Here is a 19,882-nt window from a genome sequence, read left to right as displayed (position 1 = left end):
GACTCACCCCGCTCGGTGGCCGAAGGGCCCGTGGTCAGGAGGCGCGGCGTGCGATGGTGCGAGGGTGCGGTCGTCTGAGACGGAGGGTCATCCATAGACGGGCGATCTTACGGCACCCGGACGATTCCCGCCGCGCGACTCCGGCCCCGTCTCACCAGCTGACGGGGAGCGCCTTGCCCTCTTCGTAACCGGCCGCGGACTGGACGCCGACGAGCGCGCGCTCGGCGAACTCGGGAACGGAAGTCGCCCCGGCGTAGGTGAACGAACTGCGGACGCCCGAGGTGATCATGTCGAGGAGGTCCTCGACACCGGGACGCAGCGGGTCGAGGTAGATCTTCGACGACGAGATGCCCTCGGCGAAGAGCGTCTTGCGGGCCAGCTCGTACGGGTCGAGGCGCTCGAAGCGACCGCGCACGGCCTTGGTCGAGGCCATGCCCCAGCTCTCTTTGTAGAGGCCGCGCTCGTCGCTCGCCAGCTCGCCCGGAGCCTCGATGGTGCCGGCGAACCAGGAGCCGATCATCACCGACGACGCACCCGCCGCGAGGGCGAGCGCCACGTCGCGCGGGTAGCGCACGCCGCCGTCGGCCCAGACGTGCGCCCCGAGGGCACGAGCGGTGGCCGCCGTCTCGAGCACGGCGGAGAACTGGGGACGACCGACGGCGGTCATCATGCGGGTGGTGCACATGGCGCCCGGTCCGACGCCCACCTTGACGATGGACGCGCCGGCCGCGACGAGGTGTCGGACGGCTTCTTCGGTGACGACGTTGCCCGCGACGATCGGCAGGCCCAGGTCGAGGGCGGACACCGCCTGGACGGCCCGGATCATGCCGTCCTGGTCGCCGTGCGCGGTGTCGATCACGAGCACGTCGACGCCCGCCGCGGCGAGGGCCTTCGCCTTGCCCGCGACGTCGCCGTTGATGCCGATCGCCGCGGCGACGCGCAGCCGACCGTCGGCGTCGACGGCGGGCTGGTAGATCGTCGACCGCAGCGCGCTCTTGCGGCTCACCGTGCCGACGACCTGACCGTGCCGCAGCACCGGGGCGAAGTGGATGTCGGCCGCCACCATGCGGTCGAACGCGTCGCGCGGGCTGTCGACGTCGTCGGCGTCGAGCGAGGTCAGGGCGCCGTGCAGCAGGTCGCCGAGCACCGCGTCCCGCGGGGCCGTGGCCAGGCGGGAGGTGGCGATGCAGCCGAGGTACGCCCCCGTGCCGTCGTGCAGCACGATGCCGTGGCCCTCGACGGCCGGGACGACGGAGAGCGCCTGCTCGACGGTCTGGCCCGCGTCGAGCGAGTAGGGCGTGTCGTAGTCGACGGGCTGGGCCTTGACCCAGCGGATGGCGGCGTCGAGGTCTTGCAGGTGCATGTCCTGCGGCAGCACGCCGAGGCCGCCGCGACGGGCCAGGGTCGCCGCCAGGCGAGGGCCCGTGACCGAGTTCATGTTGGCCGACACGATCGGGATCGTGGCCCCCGTGCCGTCGCCCGGGGCGAGGGACACGTCGAGCCTGCTGGTGATCGACGACCGGCTCGGGACGAGGAACACGTCGGAGTAGGTCAGATCGTGCGTGGGGGTCGTCTCGTAGAACCGCATGGGTCCACGGTAATCCCTGTGAGTCGTCCCGCCGAGGACCAGCCGTTTGCGCTTAAGCTGGCAGAGGTGGGCCTCGCAGCCCACGCACTGATCAACAATCAACGGAGAGTGGGCGATCGGCTGTGTCAAGCCACGTGACCGGTACAACTGACGACGGCGCTGCAGCCGAGTTCGGGGCCAACGAGTGGCTCGTCGACGAGCTCTACGAGCAGTGGGTGGTCGACAAGAACTCGGTCGACGAGTCGTGGTGGCCGATCCTCGAGGCCTACACGCCGCCCGAAGGTGGGTCCGCGCCCACGTCGCCCGCCGCACCGTCCGTCGAGACCGCACCCGCGCCTCCTTCGTCGTCCGCTGCCGTTCCGGCAGCCGAGGCCCCTGCACCAGTGGCCGCTGCATCCGCAGGCCAGAAGGCCGCCGCGCGCACGACCTCGGTCGAGCCGGCGGCGAAGCCGATCCCGGCCCAGGTGCCCGACAAGGCCAAGGCGAAGCCCGCGACGCCCGGCGAGCAGCCCACGCCCGAGGCCGAGAACGTCGTCTCGCCGCTGCGCGGCATGGCCAAGTCGCTCGCCACGAACATGGACGCCAGCCTCACCGTGCCCACCGCGACGAGCGTCCGCACGATCCCGGCGAAGCTGATGATCGACAACCGCATCGTCATCAACAACCACCTCAAGCGCGCCCGCGGCGGCAAGGTGTCGTTCACCCACCTCATCGGCTGGGCCCTGGTGCAGGCCCTCAAAGAGTTCCCCAGCCAGAACGTCTTCTACGACGAGGTCGACGGCAAGCCGTCGGTGGTCACCCCCGCGCACATCAACCTCGGCCTCGCGATCGACATCCCGAAGCCCGACGGCACCCGCGCCCTGCTCGTGCCCGGCATCAAGAAGGCCGAGGAGATGCACTTCGGCGAGTTCCTCACGGCGTACGAAGACATCGTCAAGCGGGCCCGCGACAACAAGCTCGCGGCGGCAGACTTCCAGGGCAACACGATTTCGCTGACCAACCCCGGCGGCATCGGCACCGTGCACAGCGTGCCCCGCCTGATGAAGGGCGCAGGCGCCATCATCGGCGCCGGCGCGCTCGACTACCCGGCCGAGTTCCAGGGCTCCGCCTCGAAGACACTCGTCGAGCTGGGCATCGGCAAGACCATCACGCTGACCAGCACCTACGACCACCGGGTCATCCAGGGGGCGGGCTCGGGCGAGTTCCTCAAGAAGGTGCACGAGCTGCTGATCGGGCAGCGCGGCTTCTACGAGGACATCTTCGCGGCGCTGCGCATCCCGTACGAGCCGATCCACTGGAACGCCGACATCAACGTCAACCTGGCCGAGCGCGTCAGCAAGACGGCCCGCGTCCAAGAGCTGATCAACAGCTATCGCGTGCGGGGCCACCTGATGGCCGACATCGACCCGCTCGAGTACCGCCAGCGCACGCACCCCGACCTGGCGATCGAGAGCCACGGGCTCACCTTCTGGGACCTCGACCGCGAGTTCGTCACCGGCGGTCTGGGCGGGCGCACCCACGCCCTGCTGCGCGACATCCTCGGCATCCTGCGCGACTCGTACTGCCGCACCATCGGCGTCGAGTACATGCACATCCAGGACCCGGCACAGCGCAAGTGGATCCAGGACCACCTCGAGGTGCCCTACACGAAGCCCTCGCACGACGAGCAGATGCGCATCCTCGCGAAGCTCAACGAGGCCGAGGCCTTCGAGACCTTCCTGCAGACGAAGTACGTCGGCCAGAAGCGCTTCAGCCTCGAGGGCGGCGAGTCCACCATCTCGCTGCTCGACACCGTCATGCAGCACGCCGCCCGCGAGGGCCTCGACGAGGTCGCGATCGGCATGGCCCACCGTGGCCGCCTCAACGTGCTGACGAACATCGCCGGCAAGACCTACGGCCAGATCTTCCGCGAGTTCGAGGGCACGCAAGACCCCAAGACCGTCCAGGGATCCGGCGACGTCAAGTACCACCTCGGCACCGAGGGCGAGTTCACGAGTGCCGTCGGCGAGACCATCCCTGTGTACCTGGCCGCGAACCCGTCGCACCTCGAGGCCGGTGACGGCGTGCTCGAGGGCATCGTGCGCGCCAAGCAAGACCGCGGGACGACCGGGGCCTTCAGCACGCTGCCCATCCTGATCCACGGCGACGCGGCCATGGCCGGTCAGGGCGTCGTGGTCGAGACGCTGCAGATGTCGCAGCTGCGTGGCTACCGCGTGGGCGGCACCATCCACATCGTGATCAACAACCAGGTGGGCTTCACGACACCCCCGTCCGAGTCGCGCACGTCCGTGTACTCCACCGACGTCGCCAAGACGATCCAGGCGCCGATCTTCCACGTGAACGGTGACGACCCCGAGGCCGTGGCCCGCGTCGCCGAGTTGGCGTTCTCGTACCGCCAGCAGTTCAAGCGCGACATCGTCATCGACCTCGTCTGCTACCGCCGACGCGGCCACAACGAGGGCGACGACCCCTCGATGACCCAGCCGCTGATGTACAACCTCATCGAGCAGAAGCGCTCGGTGCGCACCCTCTACACCGAGGCCCTCGTCGGTCGAGGCGACATCACGCAGGACGAGTACGACGGTGCCCACCGTGACTTCCAGGAGCGCCTCGAGCGCGCGTTCGCGGAGACGCACGCCGCGCAGACCGGGTCGATCCCGGTCGTCACGAGCGACGACGGTGACGTCGCCGACCTCGAGCGACCCGTCGCCCAGCAGGACGACGCCCGGGGCGAGCCCGAGACCACGGGGGTCTCCCTCGAGCTCGTGCACGACATCGGGGACGCACACGACAACCCGCCGGCCGGGTTCTCGGTGCACCCCAAGCTGCAGCAGCTGCTGAAGAAGCGCGTCGACATGAGCCGCAACGGCGGCATCGACTGGGCCTTCGGCGAGTTGCTCGCCTTCGGGTCGCTGTTGACCGAGGGCACACCCGTGCGCCTCGCGGGTCAGGACAGCCGACGCGGCACCTTCGTGCAGCGGCACTCGGTGCTGCACGACCGCGAGAACGGCCAGGAGTGGCTGCCGCTGCAGAACATCGCCGACAACCAGGCGAAGCTCTGGATCTACGACTCGCTGCTCAGCGAGTACGCGGCCATGGCGTTCGAGTACGGCTACTCGGTCGAGCGGGCCGACGCGCTCGTGCTGTGGGAAGCCCAGTTCGGCGACTTCAGCAACGGCGCCCAGACGGTCATCGACGAGTTCATCTCGTCGGCCGAGCAGAAGTGGGGCCAGCGCTCGAGCGTCGTGCTGTTGCTGCCGCACGGTTACGAGGGTCAGGGCCCCGACCACTCGTCCGCCCGCATGGAGCGCTTCCTGCAGCTCTGTGCCGAGGACAACATGACGATCGCCCGGCCGTCGACGCCCGCGTCGTACTTCCACCTGCTGCGCCGTCAGGCCTACGCCCGCCCTCGTCGTCCGCTCGTGGTCTTCACCCCGAAGGCCATGCTGCGGCTGCGCGGAGCGACCAGCGGGGTCGACGCGTTCACCTCGGGTCGCTTCGAGCCGGTGCTCGACTGCACGCGGGTGTCCGAGCCCGAGTCGACGAAGCGCGTCGTGCTGCACAGCGGCAAGATCCACTACGACCTCTCGACCGAGCTCGACAAGCGAGGCGTCCAGAACGACGTCGCGCTGGTCCGCCTCGAGCAGCTCTACCCGCTGCCGCTCGACGAGATCCGTCGCGTGCTCGACCGCTACCCGTCCGCCGAACTGGTCTGGGCGCAAGAAGAGCCCGAGAACCAGGGCGCCTGGCCGTTCGTCGTGCTCGAGTTGCAGAAGCACCTCGACCGACAGATCCGCGTCGCGTCACGTCCCGCGTCGGCCTCGCCGGCCGCCGGGTCGAACAAGGCGAGCGCGCTGCAGCAAGCGGCCCTGATCGCCGAGGCGCTCGACCTCTAGCCGGTCGCCTGACCGCTCGACCGTGGCCGCGCCTCCTGCCGGGGGCGCGGCCACGGTCGTCTCGCCTGTCCCGTCGTCCACCCTCGCCTCTTGCCCCCGTCGCCGGCGTCGCGCGTCGCGCGTCGCGCGTCGGCAACTCAGGACTCCTGTGGCCGCGTCGCCCGTCGACCGCCCGATTCGCGACCGTTCTCCTGAGTTGCCGACACTGGCCCGCCCACACCTCACCCTGTCGGCCCCCACCCCCGCACTCGAGTAGAACTCGGACCCCGCCGCTCCGGCCCCGGCCCGCTGTCGGCAACTCAGGAGTTTTGTCGCCTCACCGCGCGCCAGCCGCCCGATTCGCAACCGTTCTCCTGAGTTGCCGACACTGGCCCGCCCACACCTCACCCTGTCGGCCCCACCCCCGCACTCGAACAGGACTCGGACCCCGCCGCTCCGTCCCCGGCCCGCTGTCGGCAACTCAGGACTCCTGTGCGCTCAGCACCGCTCAGACCGCTGCACGACGACAGCAGCCAGGAGTTGCCGACCGCGGACGGCCGATCCAGCCCACGGTGACGCCGCCGTCGCGGCGGCAGGATGCCCCGGCGGTCAGATGAGCTTCGAGTAGCGGACGCCGGCCTCGTGGTAGCCGCGCTTGCGGTAGAAGCGGTTCGCCGAGTCGGTGGCAGCGGCCGAGACGGCGTTGAGCACGCGTGCCTGGTGGCCCCGGGCCCACGATTCGAAATGGCCGAGCAGGTACGAGCCGACGCCGTCCCGGCGAGCGTCGGCGGACACGACGAGCAACAGCAGCTCGGCGGTCGGGGCGTCGTCGTTGTAGGCCCACACGACGTGTCCTCCGGCGACCGCCGTGATGCGCCCGTCGTCGCCGCGGACGACCCAGGTCTCGTGCCCCGCGGCGGTCGTCAGGCGGGCCAGCCGGGCCGAGAGGACCTCGGAGTCGAGCGTGTAGCCGAGCAGGCCGATCAACGACACGAGGTCGTCGAGGTCGCTGGTGGTCGGGATGCCGAGGGGCTGCACCGTTGCGGTCATGCGACGACGCTAGCGCAGCCGCTCGTCGTATGACGACCGGGCCGGCCCGGGGGCCGCGACTAGCGGTGTGCGGACTGCAGCTCGCGCAACCGTGCCAGCACGGTCGCCCGCAGGTCTTCGGGTGCCGTCTCGCGGCAGGCGCGCTGGACGGCCTCGGTCAGCACGACGCCGACCTTGTGTTCACCCGAGCAGTCGCCGCAGTTCGCCATGTGCTCGCGGATGTCGGCCGCGTCCTCGCGGCACAACTCGTTGTGCAGGTAGTCCTCGAGTTCGGCCTTGGCCTTGGTGCAACCACAGTCGGTCATTTCTTTGCGCCCTTCGACGAGCCGACGGGGACGGCGATGCCACGATCGCGTGCGTAGTCGGCGAGGAGTTCACGGAGCAGGCGACGGCCACGGTGCAGGCGGCTCATCACGGTGCCCACGGGGGTCTTCATGATGTCGGCGATCTCTTGGTACGAGAAGCCTTCGACGTCCGCGAAGTACACGGCCATGCGGAAGTCTTCGGGGACCTTCTGCAGGGCGTCCTTCACGGCGCTGTCGGGGAGGTGGTCGATCGCCTCGGCCTCGGCCGAGCGGGTCGAGCCGGAGGCGCGGGTCGCCGACTCGGCGCCGCCCATCTGCCAGTCTTCCAACTCGTCGATCGTGCCCTGGTACGGGTCACGCTGCTTCTTGCGGTACGTGTTGATGAACGTGTTGGTCTGGATGCGGTAGAGCCAGGCCTTCAGGTTGGTGCCCTGCTGGAACTGCGCGAACGCCGCGTAGGCCTTGACGAACGTCTCTTGCACGAGGTCGCTGGCGTCGGCCGGGTTGCGCGTCATGCGCATGCCCGCGGCGTAGAGCTGGTCCATGAACGGAAGCGCCTGCTCTTCGAACAGGGCGCGCTTCTCGGCGTCGGCGTCGACGGCCTCGAGGGCGGCGTCGACGTCGGCCTCGGTCGGTTCGACGGCGGCAACGGTCGGTGTGGGCTCGTGGCCCTCGGGGGTGCTCATCAGGGCCGATTCTAGTTCGGCGACGGTGATTTCCCTCGGTGCTAGTGCGACAGGCACAGGTCCTCCAGGTTCTTGCTGCATTACTGTGGTGAACCGATGCAGGTGTACAGGTATTCCGGGCCCGAGTTCTCTCCCTACGGCGACGGAAAGGTTCCCGAGGTCGACGAGGGGCGCTGGGTGGCGCCCACCGCCTCCGGGCCGTTGCGCGCCTCCTCGTCCCTGCCCGGGTCGAAGTCGCTGACGAACCGCGAGCTGGTGCTCTCGGCGCTGGCGTCGTCACCGTCGACGCTGCGCCTGCCGCTGCACTCCCGTGACACGGCGCTCATGATCGAGGCACTGAAGGCGCTGGGCACGACGATCACCGAGTTCCCGAACGACTCCCCCTTCGGGCCCGACCTGGTCGTCACGCCCGCCGAGCTGCAGGGCGGGGCGACGATCGACTGCGGCCTGGCCGGCACGGTCATGCGGTTCCTGCCCCCGGTCGCGGCGCTCGCCCTCGGCCCGGTCACGTTCGACGGTGACGCCAGCGCCCGCAAGCGACCCATGCGCACGACGATCGAGGCCCTGCGCGCCCTCGGCGTCGAGGTGAACGACGACGGCCGGGGCGCCCTGCCCTTCAGCCTCTACGGCACCGGCGAGGTCGAGGGCGGCGACGTCGAGATCGACGCGTCGGCCTCCAGCCAGTTCGTCTCGGGCCTGCTGCTCTCGGCCGCCGGCTTCGAGCGCGGCCTCACCCTGACCCACACGGGCGAACGCCTGCCGAGCCTGCCGCACATCGAGATGACGATCGACGCGCTCGCCCAGCGCGGGGTCGAGGTCGAGTCGCCCGCCGTCGGCACCTGGATCGTGCCGCCGACGCCGATCGAGGGGCGCGAGGTCGTCATCGAACCCGATCTGTCGAACGCGGCACCGTTCCTCGTGGCCGCCCTGGTCGCGGGCGGAACCGTCTCGGTCGCGCACTGGCCCGCCGACACGACCCAGGTCGGGGCCGACCTGATCGACCTGCTGCCACTTTGGGGCGCGACCGTCACGCTCGACGGCGACACCCTCACCGTCGACGGCGGCGTGGGCCTCGTCGGAGGCGGCTCGCTGCCCGGCGTCGACGTCGACCTGTCCCGCGGCGGCGAACTCGCCCCCGCACTGGTCGCCCTCGCCGCCCTCGCCTCTGGCCCGAGCACGATCACCGGCATCGGCCACCTGCGCGGTCACGAGACCGACCGCCTCGCGGCCCTCGCGGCCGAGATCAACGCCCTCGGAGGCGCGGTGACCGAACTCGAGGACGGCCTGCGCATCGAGCCGTCCCCGCTCCACGCTGGCCAATGGCGCACCTATGAGGACCACCGCATGGCGACCGCCGCGGCGATCATCGGCCTGGCCGTCGAGGGCGTCGAGCTCGACGACGTCCGCGTCGTCGCCAAGACGCTGCCGCAGTTCGTCGAGCTGTGGGACGAGATGCTCGGCCGGGCCGTTCGGCAGAGCCCCGCCGACATCGACCTGCTCGGGTTCCTCTAGGCGCCGGGCCGACGACGATGAGCGGGGCACGGCACGGGACGAGCGAGGCACGGTCGACGATGAGCGAGGCACGATGAGCTGGTGGAGCGACGGCGACGACGACGCCGACGACGAGCGCGAGTACGGCCAGTACGACGAGAGCTCGGTGCGGGTGCGCCCGAACCCCAAGGGCAACAAGCCCCGCACCAAGCAGCGTCCGGCCTACGCGAACGCCGAAGAGGGGGTCGTCTGGACGGTCGACCGTGGCCGCTACGGCGTGCTCATGGACGCCGGCACCCCCGACGAACGCGAGATCACGACGGCCAGGGCTCGCGAGCTCGGCAAGAAGAGCGTCGTGACCGGTGACCGCGTCGGCGTCGTCGGCGACACGAGCGGCTCCGAGGGGTCGCTCGCCCGGATCGTCAAGGTGCACGACCGCTCGACCCTGCTGCGGCGCAGTGCCGACGACAGTGACGCCGTCGAGCGCGTCATCGTCGCCAACGCCGACCAGATGCTGATCGTCGTGGCGGCCGCCGACCCCGAGCCCCGGCCCCGTCTGGTCGACCGCTACATGGTCGCGGCGTTCGACGCCGGGGTCGAGCCGATCCTCTGCATCACCAAGACCGACCTCGCCGACCCGGCGCCGTTCGCGGCGCACTTCTCGTGCTTCGACCTGCGCATCGTCACGACCACGTCGACCTCGTTCGACGAGGTCGCGCCCGGCGGGCAGGTCTCCCCCGCGCTCGACGAGTTGCGCGGCGTCCTCGACGGCCACGTGACGGTCACGGTCGGCCACTCGGGTGTCGGCAAGTCCACCCTCGTCAACGCCCTGACCGGGTCGCGGCGCGAGGTGGGCGTGGTCAACGCCGTCACCGGACGCGGGCGGCACACGTCGTCGTCGACGGTGTCGTTCAAGGTGCCGACCGGCGGCTGGATCGTCGACACCCCCGGTGTGCGGTCGTTCGGGCTGGGCCACGTCGACCCCGAGAACATCCTCAAGTCCTTCGCGGCGCACGCGATCCCGGCCGAGGGCGAGCCGGTCGACGGCATCCCGCTGGCCGAGGCCCACGACTGGGAGATCGTCGACCGCATCGAGGCCGGCGAGCTCGGCGACGTCGGCCGCGAACGGCTCGAGTCGCTGCAGTCGCTGCTCGCGTCCAAGGGCGGCGTGAGCGCGCGTGACCTCGCGGCGGCTGCCGACGACGCGCGCAGCGACGAGCTCGGCTAGGGCACACCGCATGCCCGCGGCTGGCCGGGTTCGGCGCGAAGCGGGCGAGTCCGTGCTCGACGGGCGGCCGCGCAGGCCCGTCGTCGACGAACACGCCCGCTTCGGCGACGCCAGCCCAGGAGGCGCGGGCCGGGCCGGCGGGCAGCGCGCGGACGAGCAGGGCGGGCTGGGTACGCTGACGGGGTGACCGATGCTGCCGAGCCGACCCGCGCCTCCTCGTCCGACCGATCGACCGGGACGCCGTGGGCGGACGACCTGGCGCTCGCGCTCGAGCTGGCCGACCTGGCCGACGCGATCAGCACCGAGCGGTACCGGTCGGCCGATCTGCACGTGTCGCTCAAGCCCGACCGGTCGCACGTGACCGACGCCGACCAGGCCGTCGAGCGAGCCATCCGCGAGCGGGTCGCCGCCGCCCGCCCCGACGACACCTTCTACGGCGAGGAGTACGGCCACGACGCTCCCTCGCACCGCCAGTGGGTGGTCGACCCGATCGACGGCACGGCGAACTTCCTGCGCGGGGTGCCGGTCTGGGCGGCGCTCGTCTCGCTCGTCGTGGACGGCGTGCCCGTGGTGGGTGTGGTGAGTGCTCCGGCCCTCGGGCGGCGCTGGTGGGCGACGCAGGGCGGCGGGGCGTTCTCGTCCGAGCACGAGGGGCCGTTGCGGGTGTCGGGCGTGCGCGAGCTGGCCGACGCGTCGCTGAGCTTCAACGGGCTCGAATACTGGATCGACGCCGGGCGCCTGCCGCAACTGCTCGAGCTGACGAGCCAGGTCTGGCGGACGCGAGCGTACGGCGACTTCTGGTCGTACATGCTCGTCGCCGAGGGCGCACTCGACATTTCGGGCGAGTTCGACCTGCAGCCCTACGACATGGCCGCCGTGGCCGTCGTCGTCGAGGAGGCCGGCGGACGCTTCACCAGCGCCGACGGACGACCGGGCCCGTGGCACGGCACCGCGATGGCGACGAACGGACTGCTGCACGAGAGCGTCCTCGAGGTCGTGGCCGCGCCTCCTGCCTGAGCGCTGTGGGGCCCACGCCACCACGAAGTACACGAGCCGCCACGTTTTTGCGTGGCGGCTTGTCTACTTCGTGGCGGGATGACGGCGGCCGAGGTTCATCCCTGCGACGGAGGGCGACTCAGCCCTCCGCTCATGTTCACGCAACGTCCGGGCCGCTTGACTGGTCGCACGACGTCACCGGCTCCAGCAGGAGCACCGAGCATCTCGGGCAGGGACGTCAGGGGCTCCGCCGCCCGTCTCCCTGCACGGGCGGCCGGGCCCCGTCAACCGCCCCACCAGCCGACCGAAAGGCCCATCATGTTCGTCACGCCCGCCGTCTCCGTCTCCGCCACCACCAGCACCGCCGCCGGTTCGGTCGACCCTGCGTCGATCGCCCTGCCGGGCACGCGCCAGGTCGACGTCACGAGCTACGTCGTCGAGGCCTTCGCCCGCCTCTGACCGGCAGCGGCGGGACCACCCCAGGAGGCGCGTCCCACCCCGGAGGCGCGTCCCACCGAGGAGGCACCCCTCACCGAGGAGGCGCGTCTCACCCCGACGACGCGGGTCACCGACTACGCAGCAGCAGCAGCCTCGGCCCCGTCGCCCACGCGCCCCTTCTTGCGGGCGCGCAGGTCCATCAGCCCGAGCACGAGCGCCACGGACACCAGGGCGATCGTGACGAAGAAGCCGTTGCGGTAGGCCTCGTGGTAGATGTCGAGGTCGGCGCCCTCGGCGCCCCCGGCCCCGGCGATGACCGAGTAGAACGTCGAGACCGCGGCCGCCGTGCCGATGGCCGTGCCGGCGCGCTGACCGACCTGCCCCATCGAGCCGGCGACGCCGCCCATCTGGACGGGCACCTCGGCCAGCGTGAGCGTCTGGTTCGGCGAGATGACGAAACCACCGCCCGTGCCGGCGATCAGCATGCCGATGCCCATGGCGTACGGCGTGATGTCGCGCGGGGTGAGCACGGCCGCGAGCAGCAGGGCGACGAAGCCCACCGCGACCAGGATCAGCCCGAGCACGACCAGGCTGCGACCGAAACGGTCGACGAGGCGTCCACCGTAGAACGCCGCGACGGCGCTGGTCAGCGCGAACGGGATGGTGACCATGCCGGCGTAGACGGGCTCGAGGCCGAGCCCCTGCTGCAGGTACAGCGTCGTCAGCAGGAAGGTCGCGGGCAGGGCGCAGAAGTAGACCGTGGCGATCAGGGTGCCGTTGCGGTACGAGGCGAGCGAGAACAGGCTGAAGTGCACGACCGGTGACTTGCCTCGTGCCTTGTAGCGCTGCTCCCACCAGACGAAGGCGGCGCCGAACCCGACGAAGCCGACCAAGAAGAGCCAGCGCAGCGGGTCGTCGCCCTGGCCCGTGGTCAGCACGAACGGCAGCATGAGGGTGAAGATCGTCAGGCCGAGCAGCACGATGCCGAACAGGTCGAGCTCGTTGTGGCCGTTCGAGGCCGTGCGGGTCTTCGGCAGCAGCTTGAGGGCGAAGAAGATGGCGATCAGGCCGAGCGGGATGTTCATCCAGAACAGCAGGCGCCAGCCGTCCTCCGGGCCGCCGATCGCGATGAGCAGGCCGCCGAGGGTCGGTCCGAACGCCGTGCTGACGCCGATGATGGCGCCGAAGAAGCCGAAGGCGCGGCCGCGCTCCTTGCCCTGGAAGAGCTGCTGGATGAGTCCGAGCACCTGCGGCATCTGAATGCCGGCCGCGACGCCCTGCAGGATGCGGGCGGCGACGAGCAGCTCGATGGTCGGCGCGAGGGCGCAGAGCAGGCTGGCGACGGTGAACGAGGTCAGGCCGATGACGAACATCATGCGGCGCGACTTGAGGTCGCCGAGGCGGCCGGACGGCACGAGCGACAGGCCGAAGGCGAGTGCGTAGCCGGCGACGATCAGCTGCAGGGCGGTGGGCCCGGCGCCGAGCGACGCCTCGATGCTGGGCAGGCCGACGTTGACCTTCGACAGGTCGAGGATCGTCAGGGCGGCGACGCCGACGCACACGGCGAACGCGCGCCACTTCTGGCGTTCCTCGTCGGAGCGGGCGGCGCGGCCGTGGACGGAGGCGGGGCGGGCGGCGTCGGCGCCTCCCGGGGCAGGGGTGTCGGATGTCTTCGTCATGGGATCGTTCCGTCATACACCGTGCACAGCCTGCAACGACGCGAGTGGCTGCGGAACGCGGGGGGCCCGGTGGGCCGACCCGCGCCTCCTGGGCTCTGTCGGTCGAGGGACCGAGAGCCGAGGAGGCGCGGGTGGCGACGACCGCTAGGCCGCCTTGATCAGGTCGTTCGGGTTGAGGACGTACTTCGTGGCGGCACCCTTGTCGAACTCGGCGTAGCCGCGCGGGGCGTCCGCGAGGCTGATCGCCTGGGCGTGGACGTTCTTCGCGATGCTCGTGCGGTCGTGGAGGATCGCCATCATCAGCTGTCGGTTGTACTTCATCACCGGGCACTGGCCCGTGGTGAACGACAGCGACTTGGCCCAGCCGGTGCCGAGACTGAGCGACAGCGACCCCTTCTGGGCGGCCTCGTCGACTCCGCCCGGGTCGCCGGTGACGTAGAGCCCCGGGATGCCGAGGGCGCCGCCCGCCGCGGTGATGTCCATCAGCGAGTTGAGCACGGTGGCGGGCGCCTCGTCGCCCGATCCGCCGCCGTGACCCTTGGCCTCGAAGCCGACCGCGTCGATGCCGCAGTCGACGAGGGGCTCCCCGAGGATCTGGTCGATCTGGTCGGCCGGGTCGCCCTTGGTCAGGTCGACGGTCTCGCAACCGAAGCTGCGGGCCTGCGCGAGGCGGTCGGCGTTCATGTCGCCGACGATGACGACGCTGGCACCGAGCAGCAGGGCTCCGGTGGCGGCGGCGAGGCCGACGGGGCCGGCTCCGGCGACGTAGACGGTCGAGCCGACCTCGACGCCGGCGGTGACGGCGCCGTGGAAGCCGGTCGGGAAGATGTCGGAGAGCATCGCCAGGTCGAGGATCTTCTCCATGGCCTGGTCGGCGTCGGGGAACTTCAGGAGGTTCCAGTCGGCGTAGGGCACGAGCACGTACTCGGCCTGGCCGCCGACCCAGCCGCCCATGTCGACGTAGCCGTAGGCGCTGCCGGGGCGGTCGGGGTTGACGTTGAGGCAGATGCCGGTCTTGCGTTCCTTGCAGTTGCGGCAACGGCCGCAGGCGATGTTGAACGGCACCGAGACGATGTCGCCGACCTTGATGAACTCGACGTCGGGGCCGACCTCGACGACCTCGCCGGTGATCTCGTGACCGAGCACGAGGTTCGTCGGGGCGGTGGTGCGGCCGCGGACCATGTGCTGGTCGGAGCCGCAGATGTTGGTGGCGACCGTGCGCAGGATCGCGCCGTGGTTGACCTTGCGACCGACGTTGGCCGGGTTGACGCCGGGGCCGTCCTTCAGCTCGAAGGTCGGGTAGTCGACGTCGATGACCTCGACCTGGCCGGGGCCCTTGTAGGCGACCGCGTGATTCGTTGCCATGGTGATCCTCCTTGATCACGTGCGAGCACGGGACGTGCCCGATCTCCCGCAGGCTATTGCCCGGGTCAGACGGTGCGCCCGAATCACAGCGAGCGTTCAGGCGGACGATTCGCGACAGGTGTCGCGCATACCCCCCTTCGGGGGCCACTTCACCGGATCGGACAACATATGTACCCCATCCGGGCGTCCCGTGTGTGAGTATTGGTCACGGCGCAGAGCCGCGGGGAGCCATCAGGGTGCCGGGAGGCATGGTCCACGCGACGACTGCCCGGGTGCCTTCCACGGTGCTCGTACCCGATCAGGACAGGACCTCAGCCACGTGGAACTCCGTGACTACATCCGCATTCTCCGCAAGGGCTGGATCTTCATCGCCGCCCTCACGCTCGTCGGCCTCGCCGCCGGAGCGCTCAGCTCGATCCTGGCCACGCCGACCTACGTGTCGTCGACCCGGCTCTTCGTGTCCGTCCAAGCGCAGGATTCGTCCACAACGGGTGATGCGGTGCAGGGCAGCAGCGCAGCACAGCAGAAGGTGCAGTCCTACGTCGACGTCGTGACCAGTGACGCCGTGCTCGCCCCGGTCATCGACCAGCTCGGTCTCGACACCACGCCCGCCGGCCTCGCCTCGAAGATCGCGGCCGAGTCGCCCCTGAACACCGTGCTGATCAACATCACGGTGACCGACACCGACGCCCAGCGCGCCGCCGACATCGCCAACGCGGTGGGCGCCTCCTTGACCGACGTGGTCGTCAACGAGCTCGAGACGCCGACCGGTGGAGGCGCGAGCCTGGTCAAGATCGCCACGATCGTCCCCGGGTCGGTCGCCTCGGCACCCGCGACCCCCCGCACCGCCCTGAACCTGGGCCTAGGCCTGCTGATCGGGTTGGCCCTCGGCGTGGGTGCGGCGGTGCTGCGCAGCACCCTCGACACCCGCATCCACGGCTCGCACGACGTCGAACTCGTGACCGACGCGCCCATCGTCGGCGGCATCAGCTTCGACCCCGGGGCGAAGAAGCACCCGCTGATCGTGCACGTCGACCCGCGCAACCCGCGGTCCGAGTCGTTCCGCACCCTGCGGACCAACCTGCAGTTCGTGAACGTGGAGTCGGCGAGCCGCTGCTTCGTCGTCACCTCGTCGCTACCGGGCGAGGGCAAGACGACCACGACGGCCAACCTCGCGGTGGCCCTCGCCGAGACCGGAGCCACGGTGGCCGTGGTCGACGGCGACCTGCGCCTGCCCCGCCTGGCCGACACGCTGGGCCTCGAGGGCGTCGTCGGGCTGACCGACGTGCTGATCGGTCGCGCCGACCTGCAGGACGTCCTGCAGCCCTGGGGCCGCGGCACGATGTACGTGCTGCCGGCCGGTCGCGTTCCCCCGAACCCGAGCGAACTGCTCGGGTCGAAGGCCATGTCGGCGCTGATCGAGTCGCTGACGACGTCGTTCGACTACGTGCTCATCGACGCGCCTCCCCTGCTGCCGGTGACCGACGCGGCCATCCTCAGCAAGCTGACCGGCGGGGCCATCATCGTCTCGGCGGCGGGTCGCACGACGCGCAACGAGTTGCAATCCGCCCTGCGCAACCTCGAGCAGATCGGCAGCAAGGTGCACGGCATCGTGCTCACCATGCTGCCGACGAAGGGGCCCGACGCCTACGGCTACGGCAACTACGGCGCGTACTACGGCATGGAGCAGGACACCCCCGAGGCAGGCGTCGGCGACCTGCCGGCCGCCCCGAAGACGAGTTCCCGCTCGGCGAAGTAGGCGCGAGATGTCGTTCGTGATCCCCCAGCCCACGTCGTCCACCTTCTCGCTGCTCACCGTCTGCACCGGCAACATCTGCCGGTCGCCCCTGGCCGAGCTCTACCTGCGCCGCGGTCTCTCGCCCCTCGACGACGTCACCGTGTCGAGCGCGGGCACCATGGCCGTCGACGACGACGTGATGCCCGAACAGGCCCGGGCCCTGGCCCGGTCCTTCGACCTCGATCCCGACGAGCACCGGGCGCGCTTCCTCTTCGAACGCGACGTCCGCGGCGCCGACCTCGTCATCGCCCTGGCCCGTGAACACCGCCGTGCCGTGGTCTCGATGCACCCCCGGGCCAGCCGCTACACGTTCACCCTGCGCGAGGCCGCCCGTCTGGCCCGCGACGTGACCGACGTCCAGCTGGCCGACGCCCTGCCGACGGGCGCCTCGTCCGTGGCCGACCGGCTGCGGGCCACCGTCGCCCTCCTCGCCTCGCGGCGTGGCGCTGTCGAGGCTGCGAACGATCCGCTGGACGACGACGTGGTCGACCCGTACCGCCGGTCGGACGAGACGTTCGCCGAGTCGGGTCGCCAACTGGTGCCCGCGGCCGACGTGCTCGTCGACCTGTTGACCCGCGCCGCCGCCCTCGACGGGGGTGACCGCTGATGCCGGACGCCCGACGCAAGCGGGGCTCGCGAGCCCGGACCCGCCGCCGACTCGCCCTGATCGGCATCGGCGCCTTCGTCCTCGTCGACCTCGGTCTCGTCGCGCTCGCGCTGACCCGCGAACCGTCTGGTCTGGCTGCCGACGCCGAGCCCGCCGTCACGTCGACGCCCCTGCCCGTCGAGACCACGGCCGCGCCGGAGCCCACCGAGACGCCGACGCCCGTGGCCGAGGCCGTCACCCCGACACGGCTGCTGTCGGCGGTCGACGCCGTCACCGCGTGGCGGGCCGAGTCCGGCACGTGCACGCCCGGGACGGCGGGCCCGTCCCCCACGCTCGAATTGACGACGTCGGCCGGGGCGACCTGGTCGCCGCTGTCGGTGTCCACGAGCGGTGACCCGGCTGCCATCGACCGGGTGCAGGCCACGGACGCGGCCTCGGCGTTCGTCGTCGGCCCGGCCGGCACGACCTGCGCCACGGCGTTCGCGCAGACCTTCTCGGGCGGGGCCGAGTTCCGGGACTACCCCGAGCGACTGGCCGCCTCGTGGTTCGTCGCGCGGTCCGCCCCGGGCACCGTGCACTCCCCCGCGGGTGACCTCCCGGCTCCGTGCGCGGCGGTCGTCGACCTCGCGGTCGTCAGCGACACCGAAGCCGGCGTGCTGTGCAGCGACCGCCGGTTCTTCCGCACGCTCGACGGTGCCGGCACCTGGGACGCGGGCACCGCCGTCGACGGAGCCGTCGCCATCACGGCCGACAACGGTGAGTACCTCGTCGCCGCGCTCGGAGCGGCCGACTGCGAAGGGACGGCCCTCGAAGCGCCGTCCGCCACGCCGGGCACCGTCGCGTCCCGCGTGGGTTGCGCTCCCGTGTCGTCCGAGACGCCGGGTTCGGTCGCCCTCTCCGGTGGCGGCGGCTCGGTCTGGTTGTGGGCCGGCGACGACGTGCTCGTGTCGTCCGACGGTGGAGTGACCTGGTGATCGACCGGTTCATGGCCTCACCGGGCCGGCGCACCGGTCTGCAGGTCGTGCTCGACGCCCTGGTCTGGGTCGTCGCGATCGTCTTCGCGGTGTCGCTGCGCTACGACTTCTCGTACGAGGCGGTCGCGTGGAGCACGGTCCTCGGCGTGGCCGCCGTGACCGTCGTGCTCGGTGCAGCGCTCGGCTACGCGACCGGTCTCTACCGACGCCGGTTCGTGCCGGGCAGCTTCGCCGAGGTGCGCACCATCATGCGGGTCGTGGTCGTGACCGGGATCGCCGTGGGCGTCCCGGTGCTGGTGGTCGGCACGGAGATCATGCTGGCGCGCAGCACGATGTTGATCGCCCTGCCGGTCGCGTTCGTCTTCATGGGGGCCTTGCGCTACGTCGCGAGGCTCTACGTGGAGGGCCGGCGCCGTCCGGGCGAGGGAGCCCAGCCGACGCTGATCTTCGGCGCGGGTCGTCTCGCGAACCACCTCATCCGCCGCATGCTGACGGACCCCGACTCGCCGTACCTCCCCGTGGGCCTGATCGAAGACGACCCTACGCGGGCGGGTTTGCGCATCGAGGGGGTCCGCGTCCTGGGCACGCGTCACGACCTCGTTGCCGCGGCGGAGCGCAGTGGGGCCAAGGCGATCATCGTCGGCATCGCCAAGGCCGATGCACCCCTGCTGCAGGACGTCACCGACCGAGCCGCCGAGGCCGGCCTCCGGGTGATGGTGCTGCCGCTGCTCGACGAGATCCTCGAGGGCAAGTCGCGACTCGGGGACGTTCGCGACATCGCGATCGAGGACATCATCGGTCGGCACCCCGTCGACACGCAGGTCGAATCGATCGCGGGCTACCTGGCGGGCAAGCGCGTGCTCGTGACCGGCGCCGGCGGCTCGATCGGCAGCGAGCTGTGCCGTCAGATCGCCAAGTTCGGCCCGGCCGAGCTGATCATGCTCGACCGCGACGAGACCGGTCTGCAGCAATCGCAGCTGTCGATCTCGGGCAACGGCCTGCTCGACACGAAAGAGGTCGTGCTGGCCGACATCAGGGACCCGGAGGCGCTACGAGCGATCTTCGCGGACCGTCGACCCGAGGTGGTCTTCCATGCGGCGGCGCTGAAGCACCTGCCGATGCTCGAGCAGTACCCGGACGAGGCCTGGAAGACCAACGTGCTGGGCACGCAGAACGTGCTGGACGCGAGCAAGGCGGTCGGGGTGACGACGTTCGTCAACATCTCGACCGACAAGGCCGCGAACCCGACGAGCGTGCTGGGGCACTCCAAGCGACTGGCCGAGCGGTTGACCGCGTGGGCCGCGGACGAGACCGGTGCCCGCTACCTGTCGGTGCGGTTCGGCAACGTGCTCGGCAGCCGTGGGTCGATGCTGCCCGTGTTCACCTCGCTCATCGAGGCCGGTGGCCCGCTGACCATCACGCACCCCGACGTGACGCGGTTCTTCATGACCATCCCCGAGGCGTGCCACCTCGTGGTGCAGGCCGGCGGCATCGGGGCGCCCAGCGAGGTGCTCATCCTCGACATGGGTGAGCCCGTGCGCATCCTCGACATCGCCGAGCGGATGATCGCCATGTCGGGCAGGGACATCGGCATCGTCTACACGGGCCTACGTGACGGCGAGAAGATGCACGAAGAACTCGTCGGCCTCGGCGAGAGCGACAACCGTCCTGTCCACCCCAAGATCTCGCACACCACCGTGCCCGCCCTGCACCCGTCGCAACTGGACGGCGTTCACGCCGATACAGGTCCGTGGACGGCGGAGCTCACCCTCGACCCGAAACTGGAAGTCCCAGAGTGACCC

General features: G+C 70.8%; 16 protein-coding genes. 10 read left to right on the top strand and 6 right to left on the bottom strand.

What is annotated here, in order from left to right; translation table 11 throughout:
- Window positions 1-151: 151 nt before the first annotated feature.
- The gene (locus ASG28_RS03435; protein WP_055972035.1) at window positions 152-1,588 is read right to left on the bottom strand and encodes a GuaB1 family IMP dehydrogenase-related protein; all 1,437 of its coding nucleotides are present in this window, start codon (window positions 1,586-1,588) and stop codon (window positions 152-154) included.
- Between the two features lie 122 nt (window positions 1,589-1,710).
- Between ASG28_RS03435 and ASG28_RS03430 the strand changes: the two genes are divergently transcribed.
- Window positions 1,711-5,484, top strand: coding sequence for a multifunctional oxoglutarate decarboxylase/oxoglutarate dehydrogenase thiamine pyrophosphate-binding subunit/dihydrolipoyllysine-residue succinyltransferase subunit (locus ASG28_RS03430; RefSeq protein ID WP_082454317.1), 3,774 nt, complete (start codon window positions 1,711-1,713; stop codon window positions 5,482-5,484).
- A gap of 588 nt (window positions 5,485-6,072) precedes the next feature.
- Here ASG28_RS03430 and ASG28_RS03425 read toward each other — a convergent pair.
- The 3 genes from ASG28_RS03425 to ASG28_RS03415 are packed head-to-tail and all read right to left on the bottom strand — an operon-like array spanning window position 6,073 to window position 7,504.
- Window positions 6,073-6,513 carry a GNAT family N-acetyltransferase gene (locus ASG28_RS03425; RefSeq protein ID WP_055972029.1) on the bottom strand — a complete coding sequence of 147 codons (441 nt, stop codon included), beginning with the start codon at window positions 6,511-6,513 and terminating at the stop codon, window positions 6,073-6,075.
- Between the two features lie 59 nt (window positions 6,514-6,572).
- Window positions 6,573-6,818 carry a zf-HC2 domain-containing protein gene (locus ASG28_RS03420; protein ID WP_043593711.1) on the bottom strand — a complete coding sequence of 82 codons (246 nt, stop codon included), beginning with the start codon at window positions 6,816-6,818 and terminating at the stop codon, window positions 6,573-6,575.
- Entirely contained in the window at window positions 6,815-7,504 is a 690-nt protein-coding gene (locus tag ASG28_RS03415; RefSeq protein WP_054147199.1) for a sigma-70 family RNA polymerase sigma factor, read from the bottom strand. Before ASG28_RS03415 ends, ASG28_RS03420 begins: the two co-directional genes overlap by 4 nt.
- Before the next feature lie 96 nt (window positions 7,505-7,600).
- Between ASG28_RS03415 and aroA the strand changes: the two genes are divergently transcribed.
- The 5 genes from aroA to ASG28_RS16335 all read left to right on the top strand — a co-directional run bounded on the left by aroA (window position 7,601) and on the right by ASG28_RS16335 (window position 11,678).
- Window positions 7,601-9,016 (top strand): 3-phosphoshikimate 1-carboxyvinyltransferase, encoded by a 1,416-nt coding sequence (gene aroA, locus ASG28_RS03410; RefSeq protein WP_055972027.1) that lies wholly within the window; start codon window positions 7,601-7,603, stop codon window positions 9,014-9,016.
- 73 nt (window positions 9,017-9,089) lie between these two features.
- Window positions 9,090-10,223: a ribosome small subunit-dependent GTPase A gene (gene rsgA / locus ASG28_RS03405; protein ID WP_055972024.1), complete on the top strand. Its 1,134-nt coding sequence runs from the start codon at window positions 9,090-9,092 to the stop codon at window positions 10,221-10,223.
- A 10-nt stretch (window positions 10,224-10,233) separates the two neighbouring features.
- On the top strand, window positions 10,234-10,410 hold the full coding sequence (locus ASG28_RS16340) for a hypothetical protein (RefSeq protein ID WP_157485632.1): 177 nt from the start codon (window positions 10,234-10,236) through the stop codon (window positions 10,408-10,410).
- Window positions 10,411-10,478: 68 nt separating this feature from the next.
- Entirely contained in the window at window positions 10,479-11,240 is a 762-nt protein-coding gene (locus tag ASG28_RS03400; RefSeq protein ID WP_055976824.1) for an inositol monophosphatase family protein, read from the top strand.
- Between the two features lie 297 nt (window positions 11,241-11,537).
- The gene (locus ASG28_RS16335) at window positions 11,538-11,678 is read left to right on the top strand and encodes a hypothetical protein (protein WP_156155470.1); all 141 of its coding nucleotides are present in this window, start codon (window positions 11,538-11,540) and stop codon (window positions 11,676-11,678) included.
- A gap of 113 nt (window positions 11,679-11,791) precedes the next feature.
- On the opposite strand, the gene ASG28_RS03395 is transcribed toward ASG28_RS16335, so the two are convergent.
- Both ASG28_RS03395 and fdhA read right to left on the bottom strand, forming a co-directional pair.
- Complete coding sequence (locus ASG28_RS03395) at window positions 11,792-13,336, bottom strand: MFS transporter (RefSeq protein WP_055972021.1); 1,545 nt, start codon at window positions 13,334-13,336, stop codon at window positions 11,792-11,794.
- 144 nt (window positions 13,337-13,480) lie between these two features.
- Window positions 13,481-14,701, bottom strand: coding sequence for a formaldehyde dehydrogenase, glutathione-independent (fdhA, locus tag ASG28_RS03390; RefSeq protein ID WP_043593702.1), 1,221 nt, complete (start codon window positions 14,699-14,701; stop codon window positions 13,481-13,483).
- A 319-nt stretch (window positions 14,702-15,020) separates the two neighbouring features.
- Between fdhA and ASG28_RS03385 the strand changes: the two genes are divergently transcribed.
- From ASG28_RS03385 to ASG28_RS03370, 4 genes are read left to right on the top strand one after another with little or no spacing between them, the layout of a single operon-like run.
- The gene (locus ASG28_RS03385; RefSeq protein WP_055972018.1) at window positions 15,021-16,460 is read left to right on the top strand and encodes a polysaccharide biosynthesis tyrosine autokinase; all 1,440 of its coding nucleotides are present in this window, start codon (window positions 15,021-15,023) and stop codon (window positions 16,458-16,460) included.
- Between the two features lie 7 nt (window positions 16,461-16,467).
- The gene (locus ASG28_RS03380) at window positions 16,468-17,106 is read left to right on the top strand and encodes an arsenate reductase/protein-tyrosine-phosphatase family protein (RefSeq protein ID WP_055972015.1); all 639 of its coding nucleotides are present in this window, start codon (window positions 16,468-16,470) and stop codon (window positions 17,104-17,106) included.
- The gene (locus ASG28_RS03375) at window positions 17,106-18,080 is read left to right on the top strand and encodes a hypothetical protein (protein WP_055972012.1); all 975 of its coding nucleotides are present in this window, start codon (window positions 17,106-17,108) and stop codon (window positions 18,078-18,080) included. Before ASG28_RS03380 ends, ASG28_RS03375 begins: the two co-directional genes overlap by 1 nt.
- Window positions 18,077-19,879, top strand: a complete 1,803-nt coding sequence (locus tag ASG28_RS03370; RefSeq protein WP_326937853.1) for a polysaccharide biosynthesis protein — start codon at window positions 18,077-18,079, stop codon at window positions 19,877-19,879. The genes ASG28_RS03375 and ASG28_RS03370 overlap by 4 nt, the downstream gene beginning before the upstream one ends.
- Window positions 19,880-19,882 lie beyond the last annotated feature (3 nt).

This window comes from Frigoribacterium sp. Leaf415, from assembly GCF_001424645.1.
Taxonomy (GTDB): domain Bacteria; phylum Actinomycetota; class Actinomycetes; order Actinomycetales; family Microbacteriaceae; genus Frigoribacterium.
This window is presented reverse-complemented; position numbering and strand designations above follow the sequence as displayed.

What these genes read in the sequence shown, in the direction of transcription:
- ASG28_RS03435 (WP_055972035.1), bottom strand. Translation starts at nt 1,588, where the DNA reads ATGCGGTTCTACGAGACGACCCCCACGCACGATCTGACCTACTCCGAC.
- ASG28_RS03425 (WP_055972029.1), bottom strand. Translation starts at nt 6,513, where the DNA reads ATGACCGCAACGGTGCAGCCCCTCGGCATCCCGACCACCAGCGACCTC.
- ASG28_RS03420 (WP_043593711.1), bottom strand. Translation starts at nt 6,818, where the DNA reads ATGACCGACTGTGGTTGCACCAAGGCCAAGGCCGAACTCGAGGACTAC.
- ASG28_RS03415 (WP_054147199.1), bottom strand. Translation starts at nt 7,504, where the DNA reads ATGAGCACCCCCGAGGGCCACGAGCCCACACCGACCGTTGCCGCCGTC.
- aroA (WP_055972027.1), top strand. Translation starts at nt 7,601, where the DNA reads ATGCAGGTGTACAGGTATTCCGGGCCCGAGTTCTCTCCCTACGGCGAC.
- rsgA (WP_055972024.1), top strand. Translation starts at nt 9,090, where the DNA reads ATGAGCTGGTGGAGCGACGGCGACGACGACGCCGACGACGAGCGCGAG.
- ASG28_RS16340 (WP_157485632.1), top strand. Translation starts at nt 10,234, where the DNA reads ATGCCCGCGGCTGGCCGGGTTCGGCGCGAAGCGGGCGAGTCCGTGCTC.
- ASG28_RS16335 (WP_156155470.1), top strand. Translation starts at nt 11,538, where the DNA reads ATGTTCGTCACGCCCGCCGTCTCCGTCTCCGCCACCACCAGCACCGCC.
- ASG28_RS03395 (WP_055972021.1), bottom strand. Translation starts at nt 13,336, where the DNA reads ATGACGAAGACATCCGACACCCCTGCCCCGGGAGGCGCCGACGCCGCC.
- fdhA (WP_043593702.1), bottom strand. Translation starts at nt 14,701, where the DNA reads ATGGCAACGAATCACGCGGTCGCCTACAAGGGCCCCGGCCAGGTCGAG.
- ASG28_RS03380 (WP_055972015.1), top strand. Translation starts at nt 16,468, where the DNA reads ATGTCGTTCGTGATCCCCCAGCCCACGTCGTCCACCTTCTCGCTGCTC.
- ASG28_RS03375 (WP_055972012.1), top strand. Translation starts at nt 17,106, where the DNA reads ATGCCGGACGCCCGACGCAAGCGGGGCTCGCGAGCCCGGACCCGCCGC.